Raw genomic sequence first — 23,468 nt, 5'->3', positions numbered from 1 at the left:
TTATCGGGATTGCGAAGCCCTGAGGCAAGAGACCAATGACTCGATCGCTGCGCGGGTTTCGTCGAGACCACCACCGGTCGGGATGACAAAATCCGCCCGGGCGCGCTTCTCCACATCGGGCATCTGCCGTGCGAGAATCGCATCCAGCTTCGTCTCGGTCATGCCCGGCCGCGCCAACACCCGGGCACGCTGGACATCGGCCGGCGCGGAAACGACCACCACCTTGTCGACCCGTTTCTCGCCGCCGGTTTCGAACAGCAAAGGCACGTCGAATACGATGATCGGCGCATCGGCATGTGCGGCGAGGAAAGCCGCGCGTTCCTCGCCCACTGCCGGGTGAATCAACGCCTCGAGCCGTTTCAGGGAACGCGGATCGGCCAGCACCGCCTCGCCGAGCAGGGACCGGTCGACCCCCTTCGGCCCGGTCGTATAAGGGAACATCGCCTCGATCGCGGCGACGAGCCGTCCGCCTTCGCCCTGGAGCCGGTGCACCGCCGCATCCGAATCGAACACCGGCACGCCGAGATCCTCGAACATCGCGGCCACGGTCGACTTGCCCATGCCGATCGAGCCGGTGAGCCCCAGGGTCATGCGGGGTGTCAGCATGACGTCATGACATCAACAGCTCGCGCAGTTCCTCGTCGCGGTCGCGCGGCGGCTCGGCGCCGAACAGCAACTCGAACGCCAGTGCGCCCTGGCCGATCAGCATGTCGAGACCGTCGACCGTGTCCAGCTCCCGTTCCCGCGCCGCCTTCAACAGCCCGGTTTCAAGCGGAGCATAGATGATCTCATAGACCACCGCATCCTCGGGCAGCGGCGACAGGTCGAGCTCGAGCGGTGGCTGGCCCGTCATGCCGAGCGAGCTGGTGTTGACCAGCAGCGCCGCCGGCGGCAGCGGGGCGCTCAGCGGCAACGCCCTGCCCTTCAGCCCGAAGGTGGACAGCAGGGCAGCCGCCTTCAGCACGTTGCGGTTGAGGATCGTCACCTCGCCGACCCCGATGCGCGACAGCGCGAACAGGATCGCCCGCGCTGCGCCGCCGGCCCCGATCACGGCCACCGGCGCACCCGCAAGGTCGAGATCGGAGATCGGCGCATAGAATCCGCCGGCATCGGTGTTGGTGCCGATCAGCGCCCCGTCCTCGGTGCGCATCGCCAGGTTGATCGCCCCGATCGTCGCGCGCACGCCGCCGCGATCCTCGACCAGGCCGAGCGCTGCTTCCTTGTGCGGCAGGGTGATGTTGCATCCCCGCCAGTCCGGGTCGGCGCGGCGTTCCTCGAAATAGGCGGCGAGGCGGTCGGGGGTCACGTGATGCGCACGGTAATCCGCATCCAGGCCGAGAGCATCGATCCAGAAGCGGTGGATCAGCGGCGACTTGCTGTGCTTGATCGGATCGCCGATCACCTCGGCATAACGAGCCGTCATGACGTCAAAACACCTCTAACCCGCAGATAATCGAGCACCGGCAACAAGGGTAGACCCAGCACGGTGAACTGGCTCCCTTCGATCCGGCTGAACAATTGCGCCCCCGGCCCCTCGATCCGGTAGCAGCCGACGCACCCCGAAATCTCGGGCCATTCGACGTCGAGATAGCTCTCGATGAAGCTGTCGGAGAGGGTGCGCACGAACATCTTCGCGCGGTCGACCACGCGCCACACTGGCCGGCCGTCGACGGCCATTACCGCGGCGCTGATCAGCTCATGGCGCTTGCCCGACATGCGGCGGAGATGCTTGGCTGCCTCGGCACGATCGGCCGGCTTGTCGAGCATCGATCCGTCCTCGAGCGCGACGACGGAATCGCTCCCCAGAACCAAAGCCTCGGGGTCACGGTGCGACACGCGCAGTGCCTTCAGCTCGGCCAGTCGGTCAGCCAGGTCGCGCGGTGCCACCCCCTCGGCGCGCATCGCCACCTTGGCCGATTCCTCGTCGACATTGGCCGACACCGCCTCATATGGCACACCCGCGGCCGTCAGCATCGCGCGACGCGACGCGCTTTTCGACGCCAATACCAGTCTCATGCCGAATCCCGCTCATTGACCAATTGTACGATCGCCGCCGCGGTCTCCTCGATCGATCGCCTTGTGACGTCGATCACCGGCCAGCCATTGTCGGCAAACATCCGCCTAGCATAGGCCACCTCCCGCGTGACGGTTTCCTGGTCGACATAGGATGTCTCCGGCGCCTGGTTGAGCGACAACAGCCGGTTACGCCGCACCTGGATCAGTCGGTCGGCGCTGGTGGTCAGCCCGACGACCAAAGGATGCTTGAGCGAGAACAGGCTTGTCGGCGGCGGGCTTTCCACCACGATCGGGATATTGGCGGTCTTGAAGCCGCGATTGGCGAGATAGATCGAGGTCGGCGTCTTGGACGAGCGCGACACGCCCGCCAGCACGATATCGGCCTCTTCCCAATCCTCCCAGTTGATCCCGTCGTCATGCGCCATGGTGAACTGGATCGCATCGACCCGGGCGAAATAGGCAGCGTCGAGCACATGCTGCCGCCCCGGCCGCGCCTTGGCCTGCTGACCAAGCAGGCTGGACAGCGCATCTGTCACCGGATCGAGCGGCGCGACTGCCGGCAGGCCGAGCGCGCGGCACCGCGTCTCCAGCGTGCGGCGCGTCGCGCTGTTGACCAGAGTGAACAGCACCAGCCCGGGATTCTGCGCGATCTCCTGAAGGATACGCTCGAGATGCGCCTCGGTGCGGACCATCGGCCAGAAATGGCGGATCGTCTCGACATCATCATATTGGGCGAGCGCCGCTTTCGCGATATTCTCGAGCGTCTCGCCGGTTGAATCCGACAAAAGGTGGAGATGCAATCGCACTACGGCCGCGCGCCGCGGGCGAAAACGCCGATTGGGGATGGAGCTGTGGAGAACATCCGGAAAATCGCTAGCGCAACTTTTCGCGCAGGCAAAGCGATCGCCGAACGTGGAAAAATCCGGAGTTTCCCACAATCGCGCCCACACCCCGTGGTTGCATGCACAGCCTGTGGATAATGGGGATCATCCGACCGACTCTGCGGGAGTCAGCGGGCCCGCGCCGGTCAAGCTGTTGGCATTCTCTGGACGAACGCATAAGCCCCGCCATCCACGCGCCAACGACCACTACATCCTTTCTAGATTCTCTTCTTATCAGATAGAAGGACGCTCGCGATCCCGACTCCCGTGACCGAAAAGCGCCTGCTCGCGACCCTCAAGGGCGTTCGGCAGGACGTTCCTCCCATGTGGCTGATGCGCCAGGCCGGACGCTATCTTCCCGAATATCGCGCGCTCCGGGCGGAGAAGGGCGGCTTTCTCGCGCTGGCGACCGATCCCGATGCCGCCGCCGAAGTGACGATCCAGCCGATCCGCCGCTTCGGTTTCGACGGCGCGATCCTCTTCTCGGACATATTGATGGTTCCCTGGGCGCTGGGACAGGGGCTGAGCTTCGGTGCGGGCGAGGGGCCTCAGCTGACCCCACCCTTGGTCGATCTGGCGCTGGCGAGGCTCCAGGCGGCCCCTGAGCGGCTCGATCCGGTCTATGCGACGGTGGCGAAGGTCGCTGCGATACTGCCGGCCGAAACCACCTTTCTCGGCTTTGCGGGAAGCCCCTGGACGGTCGCTACCTATATGGTCGCCGGCCATGGCAGCCGCGACCAGGGTGAGACGCGCCGTTTCGCCTATACCGACCCCCAGGCGTTCGCCGAGATCATCGATGCGATCGCCGACAGCACGATCGCCTATCTGTCCCGCCAGATTCGGGCGGGCGTCGAGGCGGTACAGCTCTTCGATAGCTGGTCGGGCAGCCTGTCGCCCGCGCAGTTCGAGCGTTGGGTGATCGCGCCGACGGCGAAGATCGTCGCCGCGCTCCACGCGCTGCACCCGGACACGCCGGTGATCGGTTTTCCCAAGGGTGCCGGCGGCAAGCTGCCTGCCTATGCGCGCGAAACGGGCGCCGATGCGATCGGGCTGGACGAGACGGTCGATCCGGTCTGGGCGCACAAGAGCCTTCCCGAGGGTCTGCCGGTCCAGGGTAATCTCGATCCGCTTGCCCTGATCGCCGGCGGCGAACAACTCGACGCTGCGGCAACACGAATCCTTGAGGCGCTGGTCGATCGGCCGCATATCTTCAACCTGGGTCACGGTATCCTGCAGGATACCCCGATCGGCCATGTCGAGCGCCTGTTGGCGCATGTGCGGAGAGCGCGATGAACTTCCTGGGAAACGCCTATCTCTGGGTGAAGGCGGCGCATGTCGTCTTCGTGATCTTCTGGATGGCGGGTATGTTCGCGTTGCCGCGCTACCTCGTCTATCATCAGGAGGCGCAGCCGGGTTCGGCAGAAGCGCAGACATGGGTCGAGCGCGAAACCAAGCTCAGGAACATGATCCTCACGCCCTCGATGATCATGGTCTGGATCCTCGGCGTGATGCTGGCGGTCAATGCCGGTCTGTTCGCCGGTATCGGCGGCCTTGGCTGGCTCCACGCGAAGCTGCTGCTGGTGGTGATCCTCAGCGGCTATCATGGCTGGGCGGTCGGCTATGCGAAGAAACTTGCCGCCGGCAGGCCGACCCTGACCGGCAAGCAGCTCCGCCTGATCAACGAGGTGCCGGCGATCCTCATCACGCTGGTCGTCGTGCTGGTCATTGTCCGTCCCTTCTGAATCGGCGTTCGCGTCTTGACTTGAGAGAGGTCGGCACCTAGGTCGCGGGGTGTCGAAGCGTCCGGTGCCATGAGTTCCGGGCCGCGGCACCTTCCTCCAGCATCGTCGCGTTTCCCCTTCGCCGACCGACGCTAACCCCCAGCATCATCCCATGCCCGGACGCCCCAAATGCATCTGAAAGACCTGAAAAAGAAAAGCCCGGCCGAACTGGTCGCGATGGCCGAGGAACTCGGCGTCGAGAGCGCATCCACGTTGCGCAAGCAGGACCTGTTGTTCGCGATCCTCAAGGTCCAGGCCGAAAATGGCGAGCAGATCATGGGGCTGGGCACGATCGAGGTGCTGCCCGACGGCTTCGGCTTCCTGCGCAGCCCCGAGGCGAACTATCTCGCCGGCCCGGACGATATCTACATGTCGCCCAACCAGGTCCGCAAATTCGGCCTGCGCACCGGCGACACGGTCGAGGGCGAGATCCGCGGGCCCAAGGACGGCGAACGCTATTTCGCGCTGACCCGCCTGACCTCGGTCAATTTCGATGATCCCGATGCTGTCCGCCACCGCGTCAATTTCGACAATCTCACCCCGCTCTATCCCGAAGAGAAGCTGACGCTCGATCCGCAGGATCCGACGATCAAGGACAAGTCGGCGCGGGTCATCGACATCATCAGCCCGCAGGGCAAGGGCCAGCGCGCCCTGATCGTCGCCCCGCCGCGCGTCGGCAAGACGGTGCTGCTGCAGAACATCGCGCGCGCCATCACCGACAATCACCCCGAGGTGTTCCTGATCGTGCTGCTGATCGACGAGCGGCCCGAGGAAGTGACCGACATGCAGCGCTCGGTGAAGGGCGAGGTCGTTTCCTCCACCTTTGACGAGCCCGCGACGCGCCACGTCCAGGTCGCCGAAATGGTGATCGAAAAGGCCAAACGCCTGGTCGAACACAAGAAGGACGTCGTGATCCTGCTCGACTCGATCACCCGCCTCGGCCGCGCCTACAACACCGTCGTCCCGTCGTCGGGCAAGGTGCTGACCGGCGGTGTCGATGCCAACGCCCTGCAGCGCCCGAAGCGCTTTTTCGGTGCGGCGCGCAACATCGAGGAAGGCGGCTCGCTTTCGATCATCGCCACCGCGCTGATCGACACGGGCAGCCGCATGGACGAAGTCATTTTCGAAGAGTTCAAGGGCACCGGCAACTCGGAAATCGTCCTCGACCGTAAGGTCGCCGACAAGCGCATCTTCCCGGCGCTCGACGTGGGCAAGTCCGGCACCCGCAAGGAAGAGCTGCTGGTCGACAAGAGCAAGCTCTCCAAGATGTGGGTGTTGCGCCGGATCCTCATGCAGATGGGCACCATCGACGCGATGGAGTTCCTGCTCGACAAGATGAAGGATTCGAAGACCAATGAGGACTTCTTCGACTCGATGAATCAGTGAGCAATGCGGCTTGCGGCATGCTGCCGCAAGACTCGCACAAACACGGCCGACGGGGCAAAGCCCCGGTCGACGGCGCGGGCTTTGCCCGCGCCGCTTGTGTATCGGGAACTCGTCCTTGATCCTCGAACACGCCCTCCTCGCCCTAAAACCCGGCCAGTCCACCGCTTTCGAAGCCGCCATGGCCGAAGCCCGCCTGCTGATTACCGCTTCACCCGGCTTCCGCTCGATCGCGGTACGAAAGGCCTGTGAAAGCCCCGACCAATATCTGCTGCTCGTGGAGTGGGAGGACATCGCCAGTCATCGCGACGGCTTTCGCACGTCCGCGCGTTATGCGCGGTGGCGCGAACTGCTCCATCCCTTTTATGAGCCGATGCCGGCCGTGACCTATTTCGGAGACCCTCTGTGATCAATTTTGCGGACGTGTTCACTGCCGCCGGTCTCGCGACGCTCGGTCAGGTGATCATGATCGATCTGATGCTGGCGGGCGACAATGTCATGGTGCTCGGCGCGCTTGCGGCGGGACTGCCGCCGAAGCAGCGCAAGCAGGTGCTCGGTTTCGGCGTGGTCATAGCGATGATCTGCCTGATCGGCTTCGCGCTGATCGCGACCAAGCTGCTTCATGTCGTCGGCCTGCTGCTTGGCGGCGGCATATTGCTGCTCTGGGTCGCCTGGAAGCTGTTCCGTGAGCTTCATCCTGCACCGGCTGCGGTGACAGTCGACGATCCGGAGACTGCAGCGGTCGAAGGCGTCAAGCCGACCAAGACGTTCCTGCGCGCAGCGATTCAGGTAGCGATCGCCGATCTCTCGATGAGCCTGGACAATGTCCTCGCCGTCGCCGGCGCGGCACGCGAGCATCCGACCGTATTGCTGTTCGGCCTGATCTTGTCGGTGACCCTGATGGCGGTCGCCGCGAACTTCATCGCCCGGCTGATCGAACGCTATCACTGGATCGCATACATAGGCCTAGCTGTGATACTTTATGTATCAGGATCAATGATTTACCACGGAATCGTGGATAATGACGTCGGTATCCTGCACCTGCTGATGTGAGGCTTCAAATCACCAACCGTCATGTTGGACTTGTTCCGGCAGCTGGTATGCGGCTCGCGATAGAGCGCGATCCTGACTGGGAGCCAGGCTAGCCCAAATTCCCAGCAAAGAACGTGGCCGTCCGCTCGTCCGCCAATGCTGCCGAGGCATCCGACCGCCGCAACCCGAACTCGGTCGCGAAGCCATGGTCCTCGCCGGGATAATCGAAGATCGTCACCTTGGGATGATCGTCGAGCCCTGCGTGCATGCGTTGCTGTGACGCCTTGTCGACGAAATGATCCTCTTCCGGCACGTGCAGCAGTACCGGATGCGCGATCGCGTGCTTCTCGCCGAGCAGCCCGTCGATGCCGACGCCGTAATAGCAGACGCTGGCGTTCACATCGGTCCGCGCGGCGGTCATGAAAGCGAGGCGGCCGCCAAGGCAATAGCCCACCGCGCCGACCTTGCCTTCCGCGCCGAGCATCTTGCGCGCGGCGCGGATCGTCGCCTCGATATCGCGGATGCCGGTGTCCTGGTCGAACTGCCCCATCATTGCCAGCGCCTGCTGGAACTCCTCCGGGATATCGGGATCGAGCTGTGTGTCCGGCTCGAGTCGCCAGAACAGGTCGGGCGCGATGGCAAGATAGCCGTCCTCGGCTAGCCGGTCGCATTTGCGGCGGATGCCGGCGTTCACCCCGAAGATCTCCTGGATCACGACGATTGCCGCGCGCGGCGGTCCGGCGGGCTCGGCGCAATAGGCGGTGAAATCGCCCGTGCCGTCGAGCGTGTCGATCGTGATCGTTGCGGTCATGACTGTCCTCGGCTGAAGGGGCGGCGATCGCCCGAAATCCGCAGACGGGCGATGGGCGTTGCGATCCGGCCCAAGTCGCGCGCATACAGGACGTAAGCTTATGCAGCGTGGCCGTCGCCCGCTCAAGCGGAGATGGCCTATGAAGATCAATGTCGAAGTCGATTGCACCCCGGAAGAAGCAAGGCGCGTCATGGGGTTGCCCGATTTCACCCCGGTCCATGAGAAATATATCCAGGGCGTGATGGGTGCGATGGACGGCGCGGTCCCGCCCGAGATGATCGAGTCCATGATGAAGAGCTGGTCGCCGATGGGCGAGGCCGGGATGAGCTTCTGGCGCAAGATGTTCGAGACGTCTTCCAAGTAACGCGTGATGGACACGATCTTCGCCGTATCGAGCGGGGCCTCGCCGGCTGCGATCGCGATCATCCGGTTGAGCGGGGAGGGCGCCTTTGCTGCGGTGCGCGGGCTGGCGGGCAATTTGCCGGAACCGCGCCGCGCGGTCCTGCGGGCGCTGCGCGGCGGCGACGGCTTGCTGCTCGACCGGGCGCTTGTGCTTATCTTCCCGGGTCCCGATAGCGCAACCGGCGAGGATTTGGTCGAACTCCACGTCCATGGCGCGCGCGCCGTGGTCCAGGCGGTCGAGGCCGCCTTGGCGCCTCTGTCTGGAATGCGTCGCGCCGAACCGGGCGAATTCACCCGGCGGGCGCTCGCCAATGGCCGGATCGACCTGACCGAAGCCGAAGGGCTTGGCGACCTGCTCGCGGCGGAAACCGAAAGCCAGCGCCGTGCGGCACTGGCCATGGCTGAGGGTGCGATCCGCAAACGGGCAGAAGACTGGACCGACCGGCTCCTGGCCTTGGCCGCGCAGGTCGAAGCGCAGCTCGACTTCGCCGAGGAGGATGAGGTCGACCAGGCTGCGCCACCCGCCTTTGCCGCCGAGGCGCTGGCGCTCGCCGATGAGATCGCAACCCTGCTCGCCGTGCCGCCGGTCGAACGCCTTCGCGACGGCCTGCGCGTGGTGATCGCCGGCCCGCCCAACAGCGGTAAATCGACCCTGTTCAACGCGCTTGCCGAACGCGATGCCGCAATCGTCTCGCCCATTTCGGGAACCACGCGCGACCGGATCGAGGCGCCGGTGATCCGCGACGGCATCGCCTATGTGCTGACGGATACCGCCGGGCTGCTCGAAGAAACGCCTGACCCGATCGAACGCATCGGCATCGCGCGCGCCGAAGAGGCAATGCAGGCGGCCGACCTGGTGCTCTGGCTGGGCGACGACGGGGCGCCGCAGCCGACGGCGATCCGCATCCATGCCCGGGCCGATATTGCCTCGCGCGCGTCGATGCCGGCGGGGACGGACCTCGCCCTTTCCGCGGCGACGGGGCAGGGCATCCATGATCTATGGGCGTTGTTGCGGGACCGCGCCGTTACGCTGTTACCGCGCCCGGATGCGGTCGCCGTCAATCGGCGGCAACGCGACCTGCTGGCGTTGTGCGCCGACAGCCTCCGCGCGGCAGGCGAGCAGGGCGACCCGATCGTCTTTGCCGAGGAGCTGCGGCTGGCGATGAAGGCGCTGGACCGGCTGGTCGGACGGAGCGACGTCGAAGCGATGCTGGACGCGTTGTTCACGCGATTCTGTCTCGGTAAATAGACGTTCCACGTGGAACAGTTTTGACAGCGGGGTAACGCCGACCTAGCGGGGCATCATGGATTTCGATGTGATCGTGGTTGGCGGAGGCCATGCCGGGACCGAGGCTGCGGCCGCGGCCGCGCGCCGTGGCGCCCGCACCGCGCTGGTCAGCTTCGATCCAGCCAAGATCGGGGCCATGTCGTGCAATCCGGCGATTGGCGGGCTCGGCAAGGGCCATCTGGTCCGCGAGGTCGATGCGTTTGACGGCCTGATCGCCCGCGCGGCCGACGCGGCGGGTATCCATTATCGTATGCTCAACCGCAGCAAGGGCGCGGCGGTACAGGGACCCCGCGTCCAGGCCGACCGGCGTCTATATGCAGCGGCGATCCAGCGCATGCTGAGGGATCAGCACGGCCTGAGCATCGTACCGGGTGAAGTTGCCGCGCTCTCTCTCACCGCCTCGGGTGCAGTGGCCGGCGTCACCCTGGCCGACGGCTCTTCGCTCAATGCCCGCGCCGTCGTCCTCGCGACCGGCACTTTCCTTGGCGGCCGTATCTTCTGCGGCGAAGAGCGCCTGACCGGCGGGCGGATCGGCGAGGCGGCGGCTTCGCTGCTGGCGGCGCAGTTGCGCGATGCGCGCCTGCCCATGGCGCGACTCAAGACCGGTACCCCGCCGCGGCTCGATGGCCGGACGATCGACTGGAGCTGCCTTGCCGAGCAACGCAGCGACGATGATCCCTGGACCATGTCGCCGGTCACCCAGGGGCGCTCCCTGCCGCAGCTCTTCTGCGCGATCACGCGCACGACCGAAGAAACACATTCGATCATTCGCGCCTCGCTCGATCGTTCGCCCCTGTTCGGCGGCGCGATCGCCGGACCCGGGCCGCGCTATTGCCCGTCGATCGAGGACAAGATCCACCGGTTCGGCGACCGCGACGGGCACCAGATCTTCCTCGAGCCGGAGGGGCTGGACGACGCGACCATCTATCCCAACGGCATCTCGACTTCGCTCCCGGCCGATGTCCAGGCGGCGATGATTGCCTCGATCCCTGGGCTCGAGGCGACGCGGATCATCACCCCGGGCTATGCGGTCGAATATGATCATATCGATCCACGCGCACTCGATCCGACACTTGAGGTGCGGGCGATGCGCGGGCTGTTCTGCTGTGGGCAGATCAACGGCACGACAGGCTATGAGGAAGCGGCGGGGCAGGGGCTGATCGCCGGCCTCAATGCCGCGGCGGTCGCGCTCGGCGCGGACCCGGTCGTGCTCGACCGGGCGACGAGCTATCTCGGTGTGATGATCGACGATCTGGTGCTGCAAGGCATTACCGAACCGTATCGCATGCTCACCGCCCGTGCCGAATACCGGCTGAGGCTGCGCGCCGACAATGCCGAGACCCGGCTGGGTTCGATCGCCGAGGCTATCGGCTGCCTCGGACCGGAGCGTCTGGCACGCCTAGCCGATCGCTCGCGACAGCGCCGCGAGATCGAAACCGTACTCGACCAGCCCTTGTCGGCCGCCACGGTGCTGGCCAATGGGGCTGCCGGTCCGCTTGATGGCCAGAAAAGATCGGGGGCTGAGTGGTTGCGTTTCGCGGGTGTCACGATCGACCATGTCGCACCTGGATTGGTGATGGCGCACGATCCGGCGCTGGTCGCCGAGATTGCCGAGGATGCTCGCTACGCCCCCTATCTGCGGCGCCAGGACGAGGAAGTCGCGCAACTCCGCACCAATGATTCGATCAACTTGCGCGACGATCTGGACTATGCCGTCATCCCCGGCCTCTCGACTGAGATGGTCGAGAAGCTGTGCCAGGTGCGCCCGGCTACCCTGGGGGCCGCAAGCCGTATCCGCGGCATCACGCCAGCGGCGCTGACCGCGATCCTGTTGCACGCCCGGCGCCGCGCCGCATGACCGAGAACGAGGGAAAGACCTGGATCCGCGATCGTTTCGGGTTGGCGGGTGAGCGGCGGATGGCCGATCTTGCCGGGCTCGTCATCGACGAGGCCGGCCGGCAAAATCTGATCGCACCCTCGACGCTCGAAGCGATCTGGTCGCGTCATATCGTCGATTCAGCGCAGTTGATCGGCTTTGCGCGTGACGCGGACGCGGAGGGCGACTGGCTCGATATCGGCACCGGCGCCGGATTCCCCGGACTGGTCGTTGCGGCCCTCACCGAGCGCCGCACCATCCTGGTCGAACCCCGCAAGCGACGGGCCGAATTCCTCCAGGCAGCGGCTGAATCGCTGGGAATCGCGGCCCGGGTCGAGATCGTCGCCGGCAAGGTCGAGGTGGTCAACCAACCGGTCGCGGTGATCTCCGCCCGGGCCGTCGCGCAACTCTCGACGCTGTTCGCCTCGGCAGTCCAATGCAGTCGCCGCACGACCCTGTGGATTCTCCCAAAGGGACGAAGTGCGCGCGAAGAGGTGGCGGTCGCCGAACAGACATGGCATGGTGTGTTTCACGTGGAACACAGCATCACCGATCCGGAATCCCTCATCGTCCTCGCCAAAGGGGTGTCACGCCGATGAACGTCATTGCCGTCGCTAACCAGAAGGGCGGAGTGGGCAAGACCACCACAGCGATCAATCTGGGAACCGCGCTCGCAGCGACAGGCTCGCGGGTGCTGATCATCGATCTCGACCCTCAGGGCAACGCCTCGACCGGTCTCGGCATCAATCGCGCCGAGCGCGAGAAATCCAGCTACGACATATTGCTTGGCGAGATGCCGATCGCCGAAGCGGCGATTCCGACCTGCGTGCCCAAGCTCGAGATCGTGCCGGCGACGGTCGACCTGTCGGGCGCCGAGATCGAGCTGGTCGACTATGAAGAGCGCACCCACCGGCTCAATCGCGCGCTCGCCCGGTCCGACGAGCGCTGGGACGTGGTGCTGATCGATTGTCCGCCGTCGCTTGGCCTGCTTACGCTCAATGCGATGGTGGCGGCCAATTCCTTGCTCGTGCCGCTGCAATGCGAATTCTTCGCGCTCGAAGGCCTGAGCCAATTGCTCAACACGGTCGAACGTATTCGCGAGCGTTTCAATCCGGGCCTGTCGATCCTCGGCGTCGCGCTGACCATGTATGATCGGCGCAACCGATTGACCGACCAGGTCTCGGCCGATGTCCGCGCCGTACTCGGTCGCGTGGTGTTCGACACGGTCATCCCGCGAAACGTCCGACTTTCGGAGGCGCCGAGTCATGGCCTGCCCGCATTGATCTACGACTATCGTTGTGCCGGCTCGGAAGCCTATATCGCGCTTGCCCGCGAGCTGATCGCGCGCCTGCCCACCAGACCCGTCCCCCAGCAACCTGCCAGGGCCGCATGACCGACAACGTAGCTGATCAGACGCCGCATCAGCGGCCCAAGCCCCGCGCCGGACTCGGCCGCGGCCTCAATGCCCTGATGGGCGACATCGCGCGCGAGGAACCAGTCCGCGGCGGCGAGTCGCTGTCGAGCGGCGTCCGCACCTTGCCGGTCGGCTCGCTGACGCCGCACCCGGGCCAGCCCCGTCGCCATTTCAGCGAAGCGGCGCTTGAGGAGCTGGCTGAATCGATCGCCGCACGCGGCGTTATCCAGCCGATCGTCGTCCGCCCACATGGCAAGGGCTATCAGATCGTCGCGGGCGAGCGCCGCTGGCGCGCGGCGCAACGGGCGCGGCTCCACGAAGTCCCGGTGATCGTCCGCGAGTTCGACGATGCGGAAACGCTCGAGATCGCGCTCGTCGAGAATATCCAGCGCCAGGATCTCAACGCGATCGAAGAGGCCGAGGCCTATCACCGGCTGATCGACGATTATGGCCATACCCAGGAAGCACTGGGCAAGCTCGTCCACAAGTCGCGCAGCCATATCGCCAACCTGCTACGCCTGCTCGATCTGCCCAAGATGGTGCAGGACAAGGTGATCGAGGGCGAACTCAGCATGGGCCATGCCCGTGCGCTGATCGGCGCGCCCGATATCGAGCAGCTCGCCTATCAGGTCATCGCCAAGGGCCTCTCGGTACGCGACACCGAGCGCCTCGCCCGGGCCGCCAAGCCGGCCGAGGCGCGGATTCGCAGCGGCGACAATGCCCGCGATGCCGATCTGGCGGCGCTGGAGCATCATCTCGCCGATCTATTGGGTCTCGCCGTGCGTATTGCGCACGGCCCGAAAGGTGGCTCGCTCACGCTGTCCTATTCGACGCTCGACCAGCTCGACATGGTCTGCCAGCGTCTGACCGGCGAACGAATTTAACGAGTAACTACTTGATAAGTAGAGGTATATGCTGAGTACTAGCGCTGTCGTGCGGCCATCCGGGCCACCGCTACGATCGCCGACTGGGCCAGCACCGTTCCGGCGTTCGCCGAACTCATGATCGCCCGTTCCGCCACCCGCGCGCGCTGAATCGCTTCGCTGATCTTCGGCGCCGACCAGGTGCGCAGCGCCCGACCGGTCGAGGCGCGTTCACGGAAGAATACCCGCTCGATCACCGTTCCCGGGCTTGCTCCGGCGTCGATCTCGGCCTGCAACTCGGCCAAGGTCATCAGCCGCCGAACCAACTGACGCAGCACCGGGATTGGCGACACACCGGCTTCTTCGAGCCGGGCGAGTTCGCCGCCCAGGGCATCCGGGCGTCCGTCGATCGCTGCGTCGATCGCGCGGCTCATCTCCGAATCGCCCAGATCCGCGCCGACATCGTCAAGCGCCGCATCGTCCAGCTCGCGCGGTCGCTCGGGAGAGGCGTCAAGATAGAGCGCGAGCTTCTCAAGCTCCCGCGTCATTACCGCCCGGTCGCCGCCGGTGGCATTGGCCAGCCGCGCCGCGGTGTCGCCGGTAGTGCGCAGGCCTTGCTCGCGCGCGATGGCGGTGGCGAGCTTCTCGGCATCGCCTCCCTCGGGCAGGTAACAGGCGAAGCTCATCGCGCGGGGGGCCCCCAGCGCCAGCTTCACCGCCTTGGAGGTCGCCTTGAGCGACGGCGCGATGGCGACGACCGGATTCCCGGCCCGTTCGGAGTCGAGCAGCAGGGTGAAGGCTTCCACGCAATCGTCACCCGCACCGCTGATCCGGATGTGGCGCGCGCTGCCGAACAGCGACATGGAGGCCGCCTCGTCCGCCAGGCGTCCAGGATTCGACTTGAGCATCGAGGGCTCGAGATCGACCCGCTCCGCATCAGGACCCATCGTCCGCGCCAGCCGCGCCGCGATCTCCTGCGCCCCCGATTCGTCAGGTCCGTGGAGCAGATAGAGGCGGATATCGGGGCTTGCCGCATCGATCGCGGCGCGGATCTGGTTGGCGTTCGCCTTCACGGCCGCGCGCTCATTGCGCCGGCGCTGCGGTCCGCTGCGCATAGAGCGCCACGCGCGCGACGATCTGGTCCGCGACGATATCGGATAGCCGCTCAAGTGCGGTGTTCTCCGCGGCGATCGTCGCATATTCGGAATTGACCACGTCGATGCCGGCATCCGATCCAGCGGTCGCGTCGAGTAGTACCGTGCCCTTGGACAGGTCGACCAACTGGTAGCGCGCGCGCAGCGTCCGGCGCTCGCGCGAGACGCTGTCGTCGCGCCGCACGCCAAGGCCGATGATCTTGTCGTCGAGCTTGATCTCAAGCCGGTAGAGCGGGGTGCCGCTGGCCTGGAACCGGTCCCTCAGCGCGTTGGTCATCAGCCAGCCCGCCTTGCCTTCGATCGGCCCGACCTCGACCCGGGTCAGAGTCGTCGCCACCGCGCCGGATCCGCCGCCCGAATAGAGCGGATGCAGCCCGCAGCCCGATAGCGTGAGCGCCAGGGCGGCGAGAAGCGCGAAACGCTTCATGCGACGATGTTCACGAGACGGTCGGGCACGACGATCACCTTTTTTGGGGCGGCGCCGTCCAGGATACGCTGCACATTGGCATTGGCCAAGGCGATCGTCTCCATCGCCTCGCGCGGCGTGCCCTTGGCGACTGTCACCGTGTCGCGCAGCTTGCCGTTGACCTGGAGTGCGATGGTCGCCTCGTCCTCGACCAGCAGCGCGGGGTCGACCTCGGGCCAGGGCGCATCGGCGATCAGGCCCTCGCCGCCATTGGCGGCCCAGGCTTCCTCGGCCAGGTGCGGCGCCATCGGCGACACCAGCCGCATCAGCGTGCGGATCCCGTCGATCCGCGAGGTGGAAGGGCCGGCGCGCTCGATCGCGTTGACCAGCTCGTACAGCTTGGCGACTGCCTTGTTGAACGACAATGCCTCGATATCGGCGGCGATGCCGGCGATGGTCTGGTGAGTCTTGCGGTCGAGTGATGCATCCCGCATGTCATTCGCCTCGGCTTCGGCCAGGCCGTCGAACAGCCGCCATAGCCGCTGGATGAAGCGCCAGCATCCTTCGATGCCCGCCTCGCTCCACGGCAGGTCGCGCTCGGGCGGGCTGTCGGAAAGCATGAACCAGCGCACCGCGTCGGCGCCATATTGGTCGACGATTTCGGTCGGGTCGACGGTGTTCTTCTTCGACTTCGACATCTTCTCGACGCGGCCGATGATCACGTCCTCGCCCGTCTCGGTGACATAAGCCGTGCCATCGCTGCGCTGCGAGATGGCGGAGGGCTCGAAATAGCTCGGACGCTCTGATCCCTCTGGGCGCTGATAATAGCTGGCGTGCGTGACCATGCCTTGCGTGAACAGCCCAGCAAAGGGCTCGGCCACGTCGAGCATGCCGATGTGGCGCAGCGCCCGGGTCCAGAAGCGCGCATAGAGCAGATGCAGGATCGCATGCTCGACGCCGCCGATATATTGAGCGACCGGCAGCCACTTTTCGGCCACCGCGCGATCGAACGGCGCATTGCCCGGCTGGCTGGCGAAGCGGATGAAATACCAGGAGGAATCGACGAAGGTGTCGAGCGTGTCGGTTTCGCGCCGGCCCTTGCCGCCGCAACTCGGGCAGTCGACATGTTTCCAGGTCGGATGCCGGTCGAGCGGGTTGCCGGGGATGTCGAAGCTGACATCCTCGGGCAGCACGACCGGCAGTTGCTCGCGCGGCACCGGCACCGCGCCGCAGGCGTCGCAGTGGATGATCGGGATCGGTGTGCCCCAGTAGCGCTGGCGCGAGACGCCCCAGTCGCGCAGCCGGAACACGGTCGATCCGGTGCCCCAGCCTTCCTCCTCGGCACGGCGGATCACGGTGCGCTTGGCATCCTCGACATCCATGCCATCGAGGAAGTGCGAATTCACCAGGGTGCCGGGCCCGGTATAGGCCTCGCCGCCCTTGAACACGGGATCGGTGATATCGCCATCGGAAACGACACGGCGCACCGGCAGCGCATATTTACGCGCGAAGTCCAGATCGCGCTGGTCATGGGCGGGCACGCCGAACACCGCGCCGGTGCCATAGTCCATCAGCACGAAATTGGCGATATAGACCGGAAGTTTCCACGTCTGATCAAAGGGATGCGTGGCACGTAGGCCGGTGTCGAAACCCAGCTTCTCCTGAGTCTCGATCTCGGCCGCGGTGGTGCCGCCGCGTTTGCACAGCTCGATGAATTCAGCCGCCGCCGGATCGCGTTCCGCCGCGGCACGCGCGATCGGATGGTCGGCCGCCACCGCGACGAAGCTCGATCCGAAGATCGTGTCGGGCCGGGTGGTGAACACCTCGACCTGTTCGCCGTCGGACAGCGTGAAGCGGAAGGTCAGGCCCTGGCTCTTGCCGATCCAGTTCTCCTGCATCAGCTTCACCTTGTCGGGCCAATGCTCCAGCCCATCCAGGCCCTCGAGCAGCTCGTCGGCGAAATCGGTGATCTTGAGGAACCACTGGCTCAGCTTGCGCCGCTCGACCAGGGCGCCCGACCGCCAGCCGCGGCCGTCGATCACCTGCTCGTTGGCGAGCACGGTCATGTCGACCGGATCCCAGTTGACCGAGGATTCCTTGCGATAGACCAGGCCAGCAGCGAACAAGTCGAGGAACAACGCCTGCTCATGTCCGTAATAATCGGGCTCGCAGGTCGCCAGCTCGCGCGTCCAGTCGAGCGCGAAGCCCAACCGCTTCAGCTGCGCCTTCATCGTCGCGATATTGGCGCGGGTCCAGCCGCCGGGATGCACGCCCTTTTCCATGGCGGCATTCTCGGCCGGCATGCCGAACGCGTCCCAACCCATCGGATGGAGCACCTCGTGGCCCGTCATCCGGCGATACCGGGCGAGCACGTCGCCCATCGTATAGTTGCGGACATGGCCGATATGGATCCGCCCCGACGGGTACGGAAACATCTCGAGCACATAGGTACGCGGCTTGGTCGAATCGTCGCGCGCGGCGAAGGTGCGGCGGTCGTCCCACACCTTCTGCCATGCCGCGTCCGCCTTCAGCGCGTTGAAGCGTGACGCCATCGAGAGAACGCCTTTAATTGGCGATGGCGGCACGGCGCAGATCGCGCGCCCGCGTCAGGATGATATCCTCGAGCTTCTGCACGGTCGCCGCCGCGACGGGCGATGCGACCCATTGTCCGCCCTGATTGACTTCGCGCAGCGCCGCGACACGCAGGCCATCGGCGCGCAAGTCCTGGTCGAGGATCGTCACGGTCACCTTCATCCGCTCGGTCGGGGCGGCCGGGTTCACATACCAGTCGGTCACGATCACGCCGCCGTTCGAATCGGTCTGCAGCAGCGGCATGAAGCTCAGCGTGTCGAGGCTGGCGCGCCACAGATAGGAGTTCACGCCGATCGTGGTCACCTTGGCGGCGGCCAGATCGGGAGCGGCGCGATCCTTGCCGCGATGGCCACAGGCCATGAGCGGGAGGGCAAGCGAAACCACAATCGCGGTACGCAAAAGGCGGTTCATCGGCGGTTTCCTGGACGGTTTCATGAGAATCTCGGGCATCTATAGATGGTCTCGCGCCTGCCGCAAGCATGGCGCGCGCGGGCGGCCTGTGTGCCGCGCGCAACACTTCGGGGGAAAATGCGTCAAGACAGTGGCAGGGCTGGATCGAATCGTGATAGGCGCGGATTGGAGTGAAGGTGCCGAATCCGCGCACTGTAAGGGGTCGCACGTGTTTTCAAGGCGTTGGATGTCTGGAATCGGAGTGGGGGCGCTCGTCGCCGCCGGCTTCGCCATGGCACCGGCGATCGGCGCACCGGGCGATTCGCGCTTGCCGATCAAGCGCATCGCGCCGCTGAACGTCGGCGACATCAACTCCTTCACGCCGGCTGCGGCCGACCCGAAGCTCGCGGCGGTGTTCGCGCGGAGCGGGCTCGACACCAGCAGCTTCCGCTTCACCCCGACCGAATCGCGCCGCAACGGCAACCGTGCCGTCACCGTCGCGGTTCGCGCACGCTCGACTCGTACGGCGCTGGCCGCTGAGCGCGCCGGGTCGATCATCGATACGCCGTCCTCGGTCAGCATCGCACCGATCGCCTATAATCTGGGCGTCGCGGTCGGCTGGCGTCGGTTTGCGCTGTCGGGCGATGTCGCCAAGGTCGATCTCGCCGGCATGCCGGGCAGCCGCGAGGCGGTCGATGTCGGTGTCAGCTATTCAGGCAATCGCTTCACCGGCCGGGTCAAGGCGGGGGCCGATCGGCCGCTGCCCAATGCGCCCAAGCTGGTCGAGGAAGCACCGGCCTATTCGCTCGATGTCGGCGGTTCCTATCGCCTGACCCGCAACCTCGATGTGACGGCGGGCGTCCGCTACAAGGCGGAGCGCGATTATCGCCTCCAGCCCGCGCCGGACGATCGCCGCGACAGCCAGGCAGTCTATATCGGGACGGCGTTCCGCTTCTGATCGGGTAGCCAGGCGTCAATCGCCGCCCAGCCGTGAAATCCCGCTTTCCGCAATTTCCTGAATCGCGCCGCGTCCATCCCGCCTAGCGCGATGACGGGAATGCCGAGCCCGCGCGCGATGGCGGCGGCGCGGACGGGACCAAGCGCCCCGGCACCGGGGTGCGATCGAGTCGGATAGAGCGGCGACACGAACAGCAGGTCCGCACCAGCGCGCTTGCCGGCGATCGCCTCTGCCCGGGAATGTGCCGCCCAGGTGCGAACGCCGCCTGGCCGGAGCGAGCCGTGCCCATGAACCCCGGCTTCAGGCCCGAACGGTGTCGATCCGGCCCGTATCAGCATTAGCCGCTTGGGCCGCGCCACGCGGGCCACCCGCGCAAACAGCGCGCGCCGTTTGGCAAGGCCGGTCGCGTGATGGCGGAACACGATCCCCGCGCCGCGCGGCAAGGCTTGGATTGCCGCCCATAGCTCGTCGCCCATGCGCTCGTCGGTCATCAGCCACAGCGTCGGAATCGGCGGGTGCTTGGGGTGGCGGTGCGGCACGCCCCTGCCTATAGCGCTGCCGATGCAGCCCGACGACCCCGAGACCCGCCTCAATATCGTGCGCGAGGCCATCGCCCGCGCCGCACGGCTTGCCGATCGCAAGGCTGATACCGTTGCCCTGATCGCCGTGTCCAAGACCAAGGCCGCGGAGGAGATCGAACCCCTGCTTGCGGCCGGCCAGCGAATCTTTGGCGAGAATCGTGTGCAGGAGGCCCAGGCCAAATGGCCGGCGCTGCGGGGTGCGTGGCCGGATGTGCAGCTCCACCTCGTCGGCCAACTCCAGTCGAACAAGGCGGAAGAAGCCGTGGAGCTCTTCGATGCGATCCATTCGGTCGACCGATCCTCGCTGATCCTGGCGCTCGCCCGGGCGATGGAGCGGCAGGGCAGGCGGCCCGATTGTTTCATCCAGGTCAATATCGGCGATGAGGAGCAAAAGGGTGGCTGCGCGATCGATGCGCTGCCCGATCTGCTTGCTGAAGCACGCACAGCGGGCCTGCCGGTTGTCGGGTTGATGGCAGTACCCCCGGCCGATGTGGAGCCGGCGCCCTATTTCGCGCTGCTGGCCAAGCTGGCGCGCGACAATGATCTTGCCGAGCTGAGCATGGGCATGTCGGGCGACTACGAGACCGCGGTGACGCTTGGCGCCACTCATGTCCGTGTCGGCACCGCGCTGTTCGGCGCACGTTGATGAAGGCGGATGCGCTGATCTTCGATTTCGACGGCGTGCTGCTTGAAAGCGAATATGCCGGCAACAAGCAGATCGCCGATTATCTCACTGGTGCGGGCCACCCCACCACGGCCGAGGAATCCATGGCTAATTTCATGGGGCTGGCGGGTAGCGATTTCCTCGCGGCGATCGAACGCTGGATCGGTCGGGTGCTGCCCGACGATTTCCATGTGGCGCGCAAGGCCGAGGATGACCGGGCGATGCGCGAAGGGCTCGATGCAGTCGCTGGCGCAGTGGCCTTTGTGCGGAGCCTGCCGGCTGACTTCCCCCGCGCCATCGCCTCGTCGAGCACGACTCGCTGGATCGAGCGCCATCTCGAGCATCTCGGCATCCGCGATGCGTTCGGCGACAAGATCTTCTCGGGGCGCGAACATGTCGCGCGCGGCAAGCCGGCGCCCGATCTCTATCTTCATGCCGCGGCCGCGCTCGGCGTCGACATCGGGCGCTGCGCGATCCTGGAGGATTCGCCGGTCGGCGCGACGGGCGCAGTCGCCTCGGGCGCCTATGTCATCGGCTTTTGCGGCGGCACGCATTGTGGGCCGGACCATGCTGCCAGGCTGAGGGCGCTTGGGGTGCGCGACATCGCGACGGACTTCGACGAGGTGGCCCGGCTGCTCGCCTAACGTTCGCGCGCGAGCGTGAAGGTCCGGAGCGCGAGCGCATCGTGATAGGCATTGTGCGGCACGGCGCTCATTGCGGCTGAATCGAATCCGATCGAATCGAGCATCTCGAAACGGATCCGGTCGAGCGCCATGCGTCGCCCTGGCGCGATCACCATCAGCATCGCCGCATGCGCGATATCCTCCGGCCAGTCGGCGATCAGCAGGGGATCGGGGTCATCGCCGAGATATGTCTCGAAACGCCGCGCCATCGTCGCACGATCCACCGGCGCGATATCCAACACCGGCAGGACATGGTCGGCGACCCACGGTGTTGGCTGCTCGCATCGTACTGCTTCATAAAAGGGCGCCATGTCTTCGGCCTCGGGCACCAAGGCGAGCGCGATCAGCTCCCCGCCGAACCCGTTGAACTCGACGTCGAGAAAATAGCGCACCCTAGAACTGGTGCCCGGTGCGGTCGCGCTTGGTCGCGAGATAGCGCTCATTATGCGGGTTGGCCGGCAGGACATGCGGCACCCGCTCGACCACCTTGATTCCTGCGCCTTCGAGTTGCGCAACCTTCTCCGGATTGTTGGTCAGCAGCCGCACCGATCGCTGGCCGAGCAATTCGAGCATCCGCGCCGCCACGGCGAAATTGCGTGAGTCGACCGCGAAGCCCAGCCGCGTGTTCGCATCGACCGTGTCGAACCCCTGGTCCTGCAGCGCATAGGCGCGCAGCTTGTTGATCAGCCCGATCCCGCGCCCTTCCTGCCGCAGATAGAGCAAAATGCCCCAGCCGCTGTCCGAGATCGCCCGGATCGCCGCGTCGAGCTGCGGCCCGCAATCGCACTTCAGGCTGCCGAGCACGTCGCCGGTCAGGCATTCGCTGTGCAGGCGGACGAGCGGCGGCTGGCCGTTCGGTGCGCCGATCAGCAGCGCGACGTGCTCCCCGGGCATTTCTGGCGTGCGGAAGGCGACGATCTCGGTATTTTCGGCACCTGACACCGGCAGGCGGGCGCGCGTCGCGATGGTCAGCCGGGCCGCGTCTTCATGCGCGTCGATATCCGCCGGAGTCAGCGTGACCTGGGCCGTTGCCCCGAGAATGGCGAAGAAAGCGGGCAATACCCCGCCGATCCGCGCCAGCCGCAGCGCGGCAGCGGCGGCCTCGGGCGCTTCGACCGCAATCGCACGGAACGGGCCTTTCAGCGGTGTCCGGAGGTCGAATTGCGGATCGGCCAGCGCGGTTGCCGCCGCAAAATCCAGCCAGGGCGCTCGCTCGACGAGCACCGGGCAATCCGGCGCCGCCGCCTCGCGTTGGTTGGCAAGCTTCAGCGTCGCTGCCCGGCCCGAGGTGAGCAGAACGGACGCCCGGCCGTCCGGATCGAACGCGGTCAGCCGCGTCGGATCGGTCGTCTCGATCGGCAGCAACGCAAGCGCCCCATCGGCCCCGGCGATGGCGATCGGCCATCCACGCCGCAAGGCGTCGATGGCGCTGGCAGTCCTTCGTGCGTCGGTCACACCGCGAACTCGGTCATGATGGGGATATGGTCGGACGGCTTCAGCCAGCTTCTGCAATCCTCGAACACCGTGTGGCTTATCGCGGTCTTCGCGACATCGGCGGTCGCCCACATATGGTCGAGCCGCCGTCCGCGGTCCGAGGCGAGCCAGTCCTTCGCGCGGTAGCTCCACCAGGTGAAGAGTCGGCCCGGCGCCGGCATGAAATGGCGGCCGAGATCGACCCAGTCGTTCGACGCCTTCAGCCCGTCAAGCGCGGCGACCTCGATCGGCGTGTGGCTGACCACGTCGAGCAGTTGCTTGTGGCTCCACACGTCGGATTCGAGCGGCGCGATGTTGAAATCGCCGACCAGGATCGTCGGCACGGTCAGCCCTTCCGACCAGCGCGTCATCCGCTCGACGAAATCGAGCTTCTGGCCGAATTTCGGGTTCACCTCGCGGTCGGGCACATCGCCGCCCGCCGGCACATAGACATTCTCCAGCCGCACGCCGTTGTTCAGCCGCACGCCGACATGCCGCGCCTCGCGATTGGCCTGCCAGTCGAACCGGTCGTCCTCGACCAGCGGCACGCGGCTAATGATCGCCACGCCGTGGTGCATGCGCTGCCCGTGCAGGATGATGTGGTCATAGCCGAGCGCCCGGAAGGGGGCGGTCGGGAAATCCCCGTCGATCACCTTGGTTTCCTGAAGGCACAAAATGTCGGGCGACACCTCGCGCAGGAAACGTTCGACGATCTCGATACGGAACCGCACCGAGTTGATGTTCCATGAAACGATCTTGAGCGCCATCAAGGCGATGTAGCGGGGGGAAGGGGTGCCGACAAGGAAAGGGCGGAAGGGAA

General features: G+C 65.9%; 27 protein-coding genes. 14 read left to right on the top strand and 13 right to left on the bottom strand.

What is annotated here, in order from left to right; translation table 11 throughout:
* Genes coaE through AC1RT8_RS15275 form a run of 4 tightly spaced genes read right to left on the bottom strand, consistent with a single transcriptional unit; the run spans position 1 to position 2,822 of the window.
* The gene (gene coaE / locus AC1RT8_RS15290) at positions 1–606 is read right to left on the bottom strand and encodes a dephospho-CoA kinase (RefSeq protein WP_493076505.1); all 606 of its coding nucleotides are present in this window, start codon (positions 604–606) and stop codon (positions 1–3) included.
* A 4-nt stretch (positions 607–610) separates the two neighbouring features.
* Positions 611–1,423 (bottom strand): shikimate dehydrogenase family protein, encoded by an 813-nt coding sequence (locus AC1RT8_RS15285; protein ID WP_493076504.1) that lies wholly within the window; start codon positions 1,421–1,423, stop codon positions 611–613.
* Positions 1,420–2,016, bottom strand: coding sequence for a Maf family protein (locus AC1RT8_RS15280; RefSeq protein WP_493076503.1), 597 nt, complete (start codon positions 2,014–2,016; stop codon positions 1,420–1,422). The genes AC1RT8_RS15285 and AC1RT8_RS15280 overlap by 4 nt, the downstream gene beginning before the upstream one ends.
* Positions 2,013–2,822 carry a pyruvate, water dikinase regulatory protein gene (locus AC1RT8_RS15275; RefSeq protein WP_493076502.1) on the bottom strand — a complete coding sequence of 270 codons (810 nt, stop codon included), beginning with the start codon at positions 2,820–2,822 and terminating at the stop codon, positions 2,013–2,015. The genes AC1RT8_RS15280 and AC1RT8_RS15275 overlap by 4 nt, the downstream gene beginning before the upstream one ends.
* Positions 2,823–3,164: 342 nt before the next feature.
* Between AC1RT8_RS15275 and hemE the strand changes: the two genes are divergently transcribed.
* The 5 genes from hemE (at position 3,165) to AC1RT8_RS15250 (ending at position 7,114) form a co-directional block, all read left to right on the top strand.
* Complete coding sequence (gene hemE / locus AC1RT8_RS15270; protein ID WP_493076501.1) at positions 3,165–4,190, top strand: uroporphyrinogen decarboxylase; 1,026 nt, start codon at positions 3,165–3,167, stop codon at positions 4,188–4,190.
* Positions 4,187–4,639: a CopD family protein gene (locus tag AC1RT8_RS15265; RefSeq protein WP_493076500.1), complete on the top strand. Its 453-nt coding sequence runs from the start codon at positions 4,187–4,189 to the stop codon at positions 4,637–4,639. Before hemE ends, AC1RT8_RS15265 begins: the two co-directional genes overlap by 4 nt.
* Before the next feature lie 168 nt (positions 4,640–4,807).
* Positions 4,808–6,064: a transcription termination factor Rho gene (rho, locus tag AC1RT8_RS15260; protein ID WP_372856418.1), complete on the top strand. Its 1,257-nt coding sequence runs from the start codon at positions 4,808–4,810 to the stop codon at positions 6,062–6,064.
* Positions 6,065–6,179: 115 nt separating this feature from the next.
* The gene (locus AC1RT8_RS15255; RefSeq protein WP_493076499.1) at positions 6,180–6,470 is read left to right on the top strand and encodes an antibiotic biosynthesis monooxygenase family protein; all 291 of its coding nucleotides are present in this window, start codon (positions 6,180–6,182) and stop codon (positions 6,468–6,470) included.
* Complete coding sequence (locus tag AC1RT8_RS15250; RefSeq protein ID WP_493076498.1) at positions 6,467–7,114, top strand: YjbE family putative metal transport protein; 648 nt, start codon at positions 6,467–6,469, stop codon at positions 7,112–7,114. Before AC1RT8_RS15255 ends, AC1RT8_RS15250 begins: the two co-directional genes overlap by 4 nt.
* An 88-nt stretch (positions 7,115–7,202) precedes the next feature.
* Here AC1RT8_RS15250 and AC1RT8_RS15245 read toward each other — a convergent pair whose 3' ends face one another.
* Complete coding sequence (locus AC1RT8_RS15245; RefSeq protein WP_493076497.1) at positions 7,203–7,904, bottom strand: dienelactone hydrolase family protein; 702 nt, start codon at positions 7,902–7,904, stop codon at positions 7,203–7,205.
* 139 nt (positions 7,905–8,043) lie between these two features.
* On the opposite strand from AC1RT8_RS15245, the gene AC1RT8_RS15240 reads away from it, so the two are divergent.
* The 6 genes from AC1RT8_RS15240 to AC1RT8_RS15215 are packed head-to-tail and all read left to right on the top strand — an operon-like array spanning position 8,044 to position 13,768.
* Positions 8,044–8,268 (top strand): DUF6489 family protein, encoded by a 225-nt coding sequence (locus AC1RT8_RS15240; protein ID WP_493076496.1) that lies wholly within the window; start codon positions 8,044–8,046, stop codon positions 8,266–8,268.
* A gap of 6 nt (positions 8,269–8,274) precedes the next feature.
* On the top strand, positions 8,275–9,555 hold the full coding sequence (gene mnmE / locus AC1RT8_RS15235) for a tRNA uridine-5-carboxymethylaminomethyl(34) synthesis GTPase MnmE (RefSeq protein ID WP_493076495.1): 1,281 nt from the start codon (positions 8,275–8,277) through the stop codon (positions 9,553–9,555).
* Between the two features lie 55 nt (positions 9,556–9,610).
* On the top strand, positions 9,611–11,452 hold the full coding sequence (mnmG, locus tag AC1RT8_RS15230) for a tRNA uridine-5-carboxymethylaminomethyl(34) synthesis enzyme MnmG (RefSeq protein ID WP_493076494.1): 1,842 nt from the start codon (positions 9,611–9,613) through the stop codon (positions 11,450–11,452).
* Positions 11,449–12,069: a 16S rRNA (guanine(527)-N(7))-methyltransferase RsmG gene (locus AC1RT8_RS15225; protein WP_493076493.1), complete on the top strand. Its 621-nt coding sequence runs from the start codon at positions 11,449–11,451 to the stop codon at positions 12,067–12,069. The genes mnmG and AC1RT8_RS15225 overlap by 4 nt, the downstream gene beginning before the upstream one ends.
* Positions 12,066–12,863, top strand: coding sequence for a ParA family protein (locus AC1RT8_RS15220; protein WP_493076492.1), 798 nt, complete (start codon positions 12,066–12,068; stop codon positions 12,861–12,863). The genes AC1RT8_RS15225 and AC1RT8_RS15220 overlap by 4 nt, the downstream gene beginning before the upstream one ends.
* Complete coding sequence (locus AC1RT8_RS15215) at positions 12,860–13,768, top strand: ParB/RepB/Spo0J family partition protein (protein WP_493076491.1); 909 nt, start codon at positions 12,860–12,862, stop codon at positions 13,766–13,768. The genes AC1RT8_RS15220 and AC1RT8_RS15215 overlap by 4 nt, the downstream gene beginning before the upstream one ends.
* Positions 13,769–13,806: 38 nt before the next feature.
* Here AC1RT8_RS15215 and holA read toward each other — a convergent pair whose 3' ends face one another.
* The 4 genes from holA to AC1RT8_RS15195 are packed head-to-tail and all read right to left on the bottom strand — an operon-like array spanning position 13,807 to position 18,310.
* Entirely contained in the window at positions 13,807–14,820 is a 1,014-nt protein-coding gene (gene holA, locus AC1RT8_RS15210; protein ID WP_493076534.1) for a DNA polymerase III subunit delta, read from the bottom strand.
* A gap of 10 nt (positions 14,821–14,830) precedes the next feature.
* Positions 14,831–15,328 carry an LPS assembly lipoprotein LptE gene (gene lptE, locus AC1RT8_RS15205; RefSeq protein WP_493076490.1) on the bottom strand — a complete coding sequence of 166 codons (498 nt, stop codon included), beginning with the start codon at positions 15,326–15,328 and terminating at the stop codon, positions 14,831–14,833.
* On the bottom strand, positions 15,325–17,859 hold the full coding sequence (gene leuS, locus AC1RT8_RS15200; RefSeq protein ID WP_493076489.1) for a leucine--tRNA ligase: 2,535 nt from the start codon (positions 17,857–17,859) through the stop codon (positions 15,325–15,327). The genes lptE and leuS overlap by 4 nt, the downstream gene beginning before the upstream one ends.
* Before the next feature lie 13 nt (positions 17,860–17,872).
* Positions 17,873–18,310 carry a DUF3576 domain-containing protein gene (locus AC1RT8_RS15195; protein ID WP_372856407.1) on the bottom strand — a complete coding sequence of 146 codons (438 nt, stop codon included), beginning with the start codon at positions 18,308–18,310 and terminating at the stop codon, positions 17,873–17,875.
* A gap of 226 nt (positions 18,311–18,536) precedes the next feature.
* On the opposite strand from AC1RT8_RS15195, the gene AC1RT8_RS15190 reads away from it, so the two are divergent.
* Positions 18,537–19,247: a porin gene (locus AC1RT8_RS15190; protein WP_493076488.1), complete on the top strand. Its 711-nt coding sequence runs from the start codon at positions 18,537–18,539 to the stop codon at positions 19,245–19,247.
* Here AC1RT8_RS15190 and AC1RT8_RS15185 read toward each other — a convergent pair.
* Positions 19,220–19,738, bottom strand: a complete 519-nt coding sequence (locus AC1RT8_RS15185; RefSeq protein ID WP_493076487.1) for a thiamine phosphate synthase — start codon at positions 19,736–19,738, stop codon at positions 19,220–19,222. The two genes, AC1RT8_RS15190 and AC1RT8_RS15185, sit on opposite strands and share 28 nt — an antisense overlap.
* A 70-nt stretch (positions 19,739–19,808) precedes the next feature.
* Between AC1RT8_RS15185 and AC1RT8_RS15180 the strand changes: the two genes are divergently transcribed.
* Together AC1RT8_RS15180 and AC1RT8_RS15175 are read left to right on the top strand one after the other, a co-directional pair.
* Positions 19,809–20,474 carry a YggS family pyridoxal phosphate-dependent enzyme gene (locus AC1RT8_RS15180; protein ID WP_493076486.1) on the top strand — a complete coding sequence of 222 codons (666 nt, stop codon included), beginning with the start codon at positions 19,809–19,811 and terminating at the stop codon, positions 20,472–20,474.
* A complete protein-coding gene (locus AC1RT8_RS15175; protein ID WP_493076485.1) occupies positions 20,474–21,136 on the top strand; it encodes an HAD family hydrolase in 663 nt (220 codons plus the stop codon). Before AC1RT8_RS15180 ends, AC1RT8_RS15175 begins: the two co-directional genes overlap by 1 nt.
* On the opposite strand, the gene AC1RT8_RS15170 is transcribed toward AC1RT8_RS15175, so the two are convergent.
* The 3 genes from AC1RT8_RS15170 to AC1RT8_RS15160 are packed head-to-tail and all read right to left on the bottom strand — an operon-like array spanning position 21,133 to position 23,415.
* Positions 21,133–21,567, bottom strand: coding sequence for a hypothetical protein (locus AC1RT8_RS15170; protein ID WP_493076484.1), 435 nt, complete (start codon positions 21,565–21,567; stop codon positions 21,133–21,135). The genes AC1RT8_RS15175 and AC1RT8_RS15170 overlap by 4 nt on opposite strands.
* A 1-nt stretch (position 21,568) precedes the next feature.
* Complete coding sequence (ribA, locus tag AC1RT8_RS15165; protein WP_493076483.1) at positions 21,569–22,630, bottom strand: GTP cyclohydrolase II; 1,062 nt, start codon at positions 22,628–22,630, stop codon at positions 21,569–21,571.
* Positions 22,627–23,415 carry an exodeoxyribonuclease III gene (locus AC1RT8_RS15160; protein WP_493076482.1) on the bottom strand — a complete coding sequence of 263 codons (789 nt, stop codon included), beginning with the start codon at positions 23,413–23,415 and terminating at the stop codon, positions 22,627–22,629. Before AC1RT8_RS15160 ends, ribA begins: the two co-directional genes overlap by 4 nt.
* Between the last annotated feature and the right edge of the window lie 53 nt (positions 23,416–23,468).

The sequence above is a fragment of the Sphingomonas sp. GW821-FHT10F11 genome (genome assembly GCF_058809095.1).
Note: the sequence above shows the minus strand (reverse complement) of the source record. Positions and strands in the feature narration are given on the sequence as shown.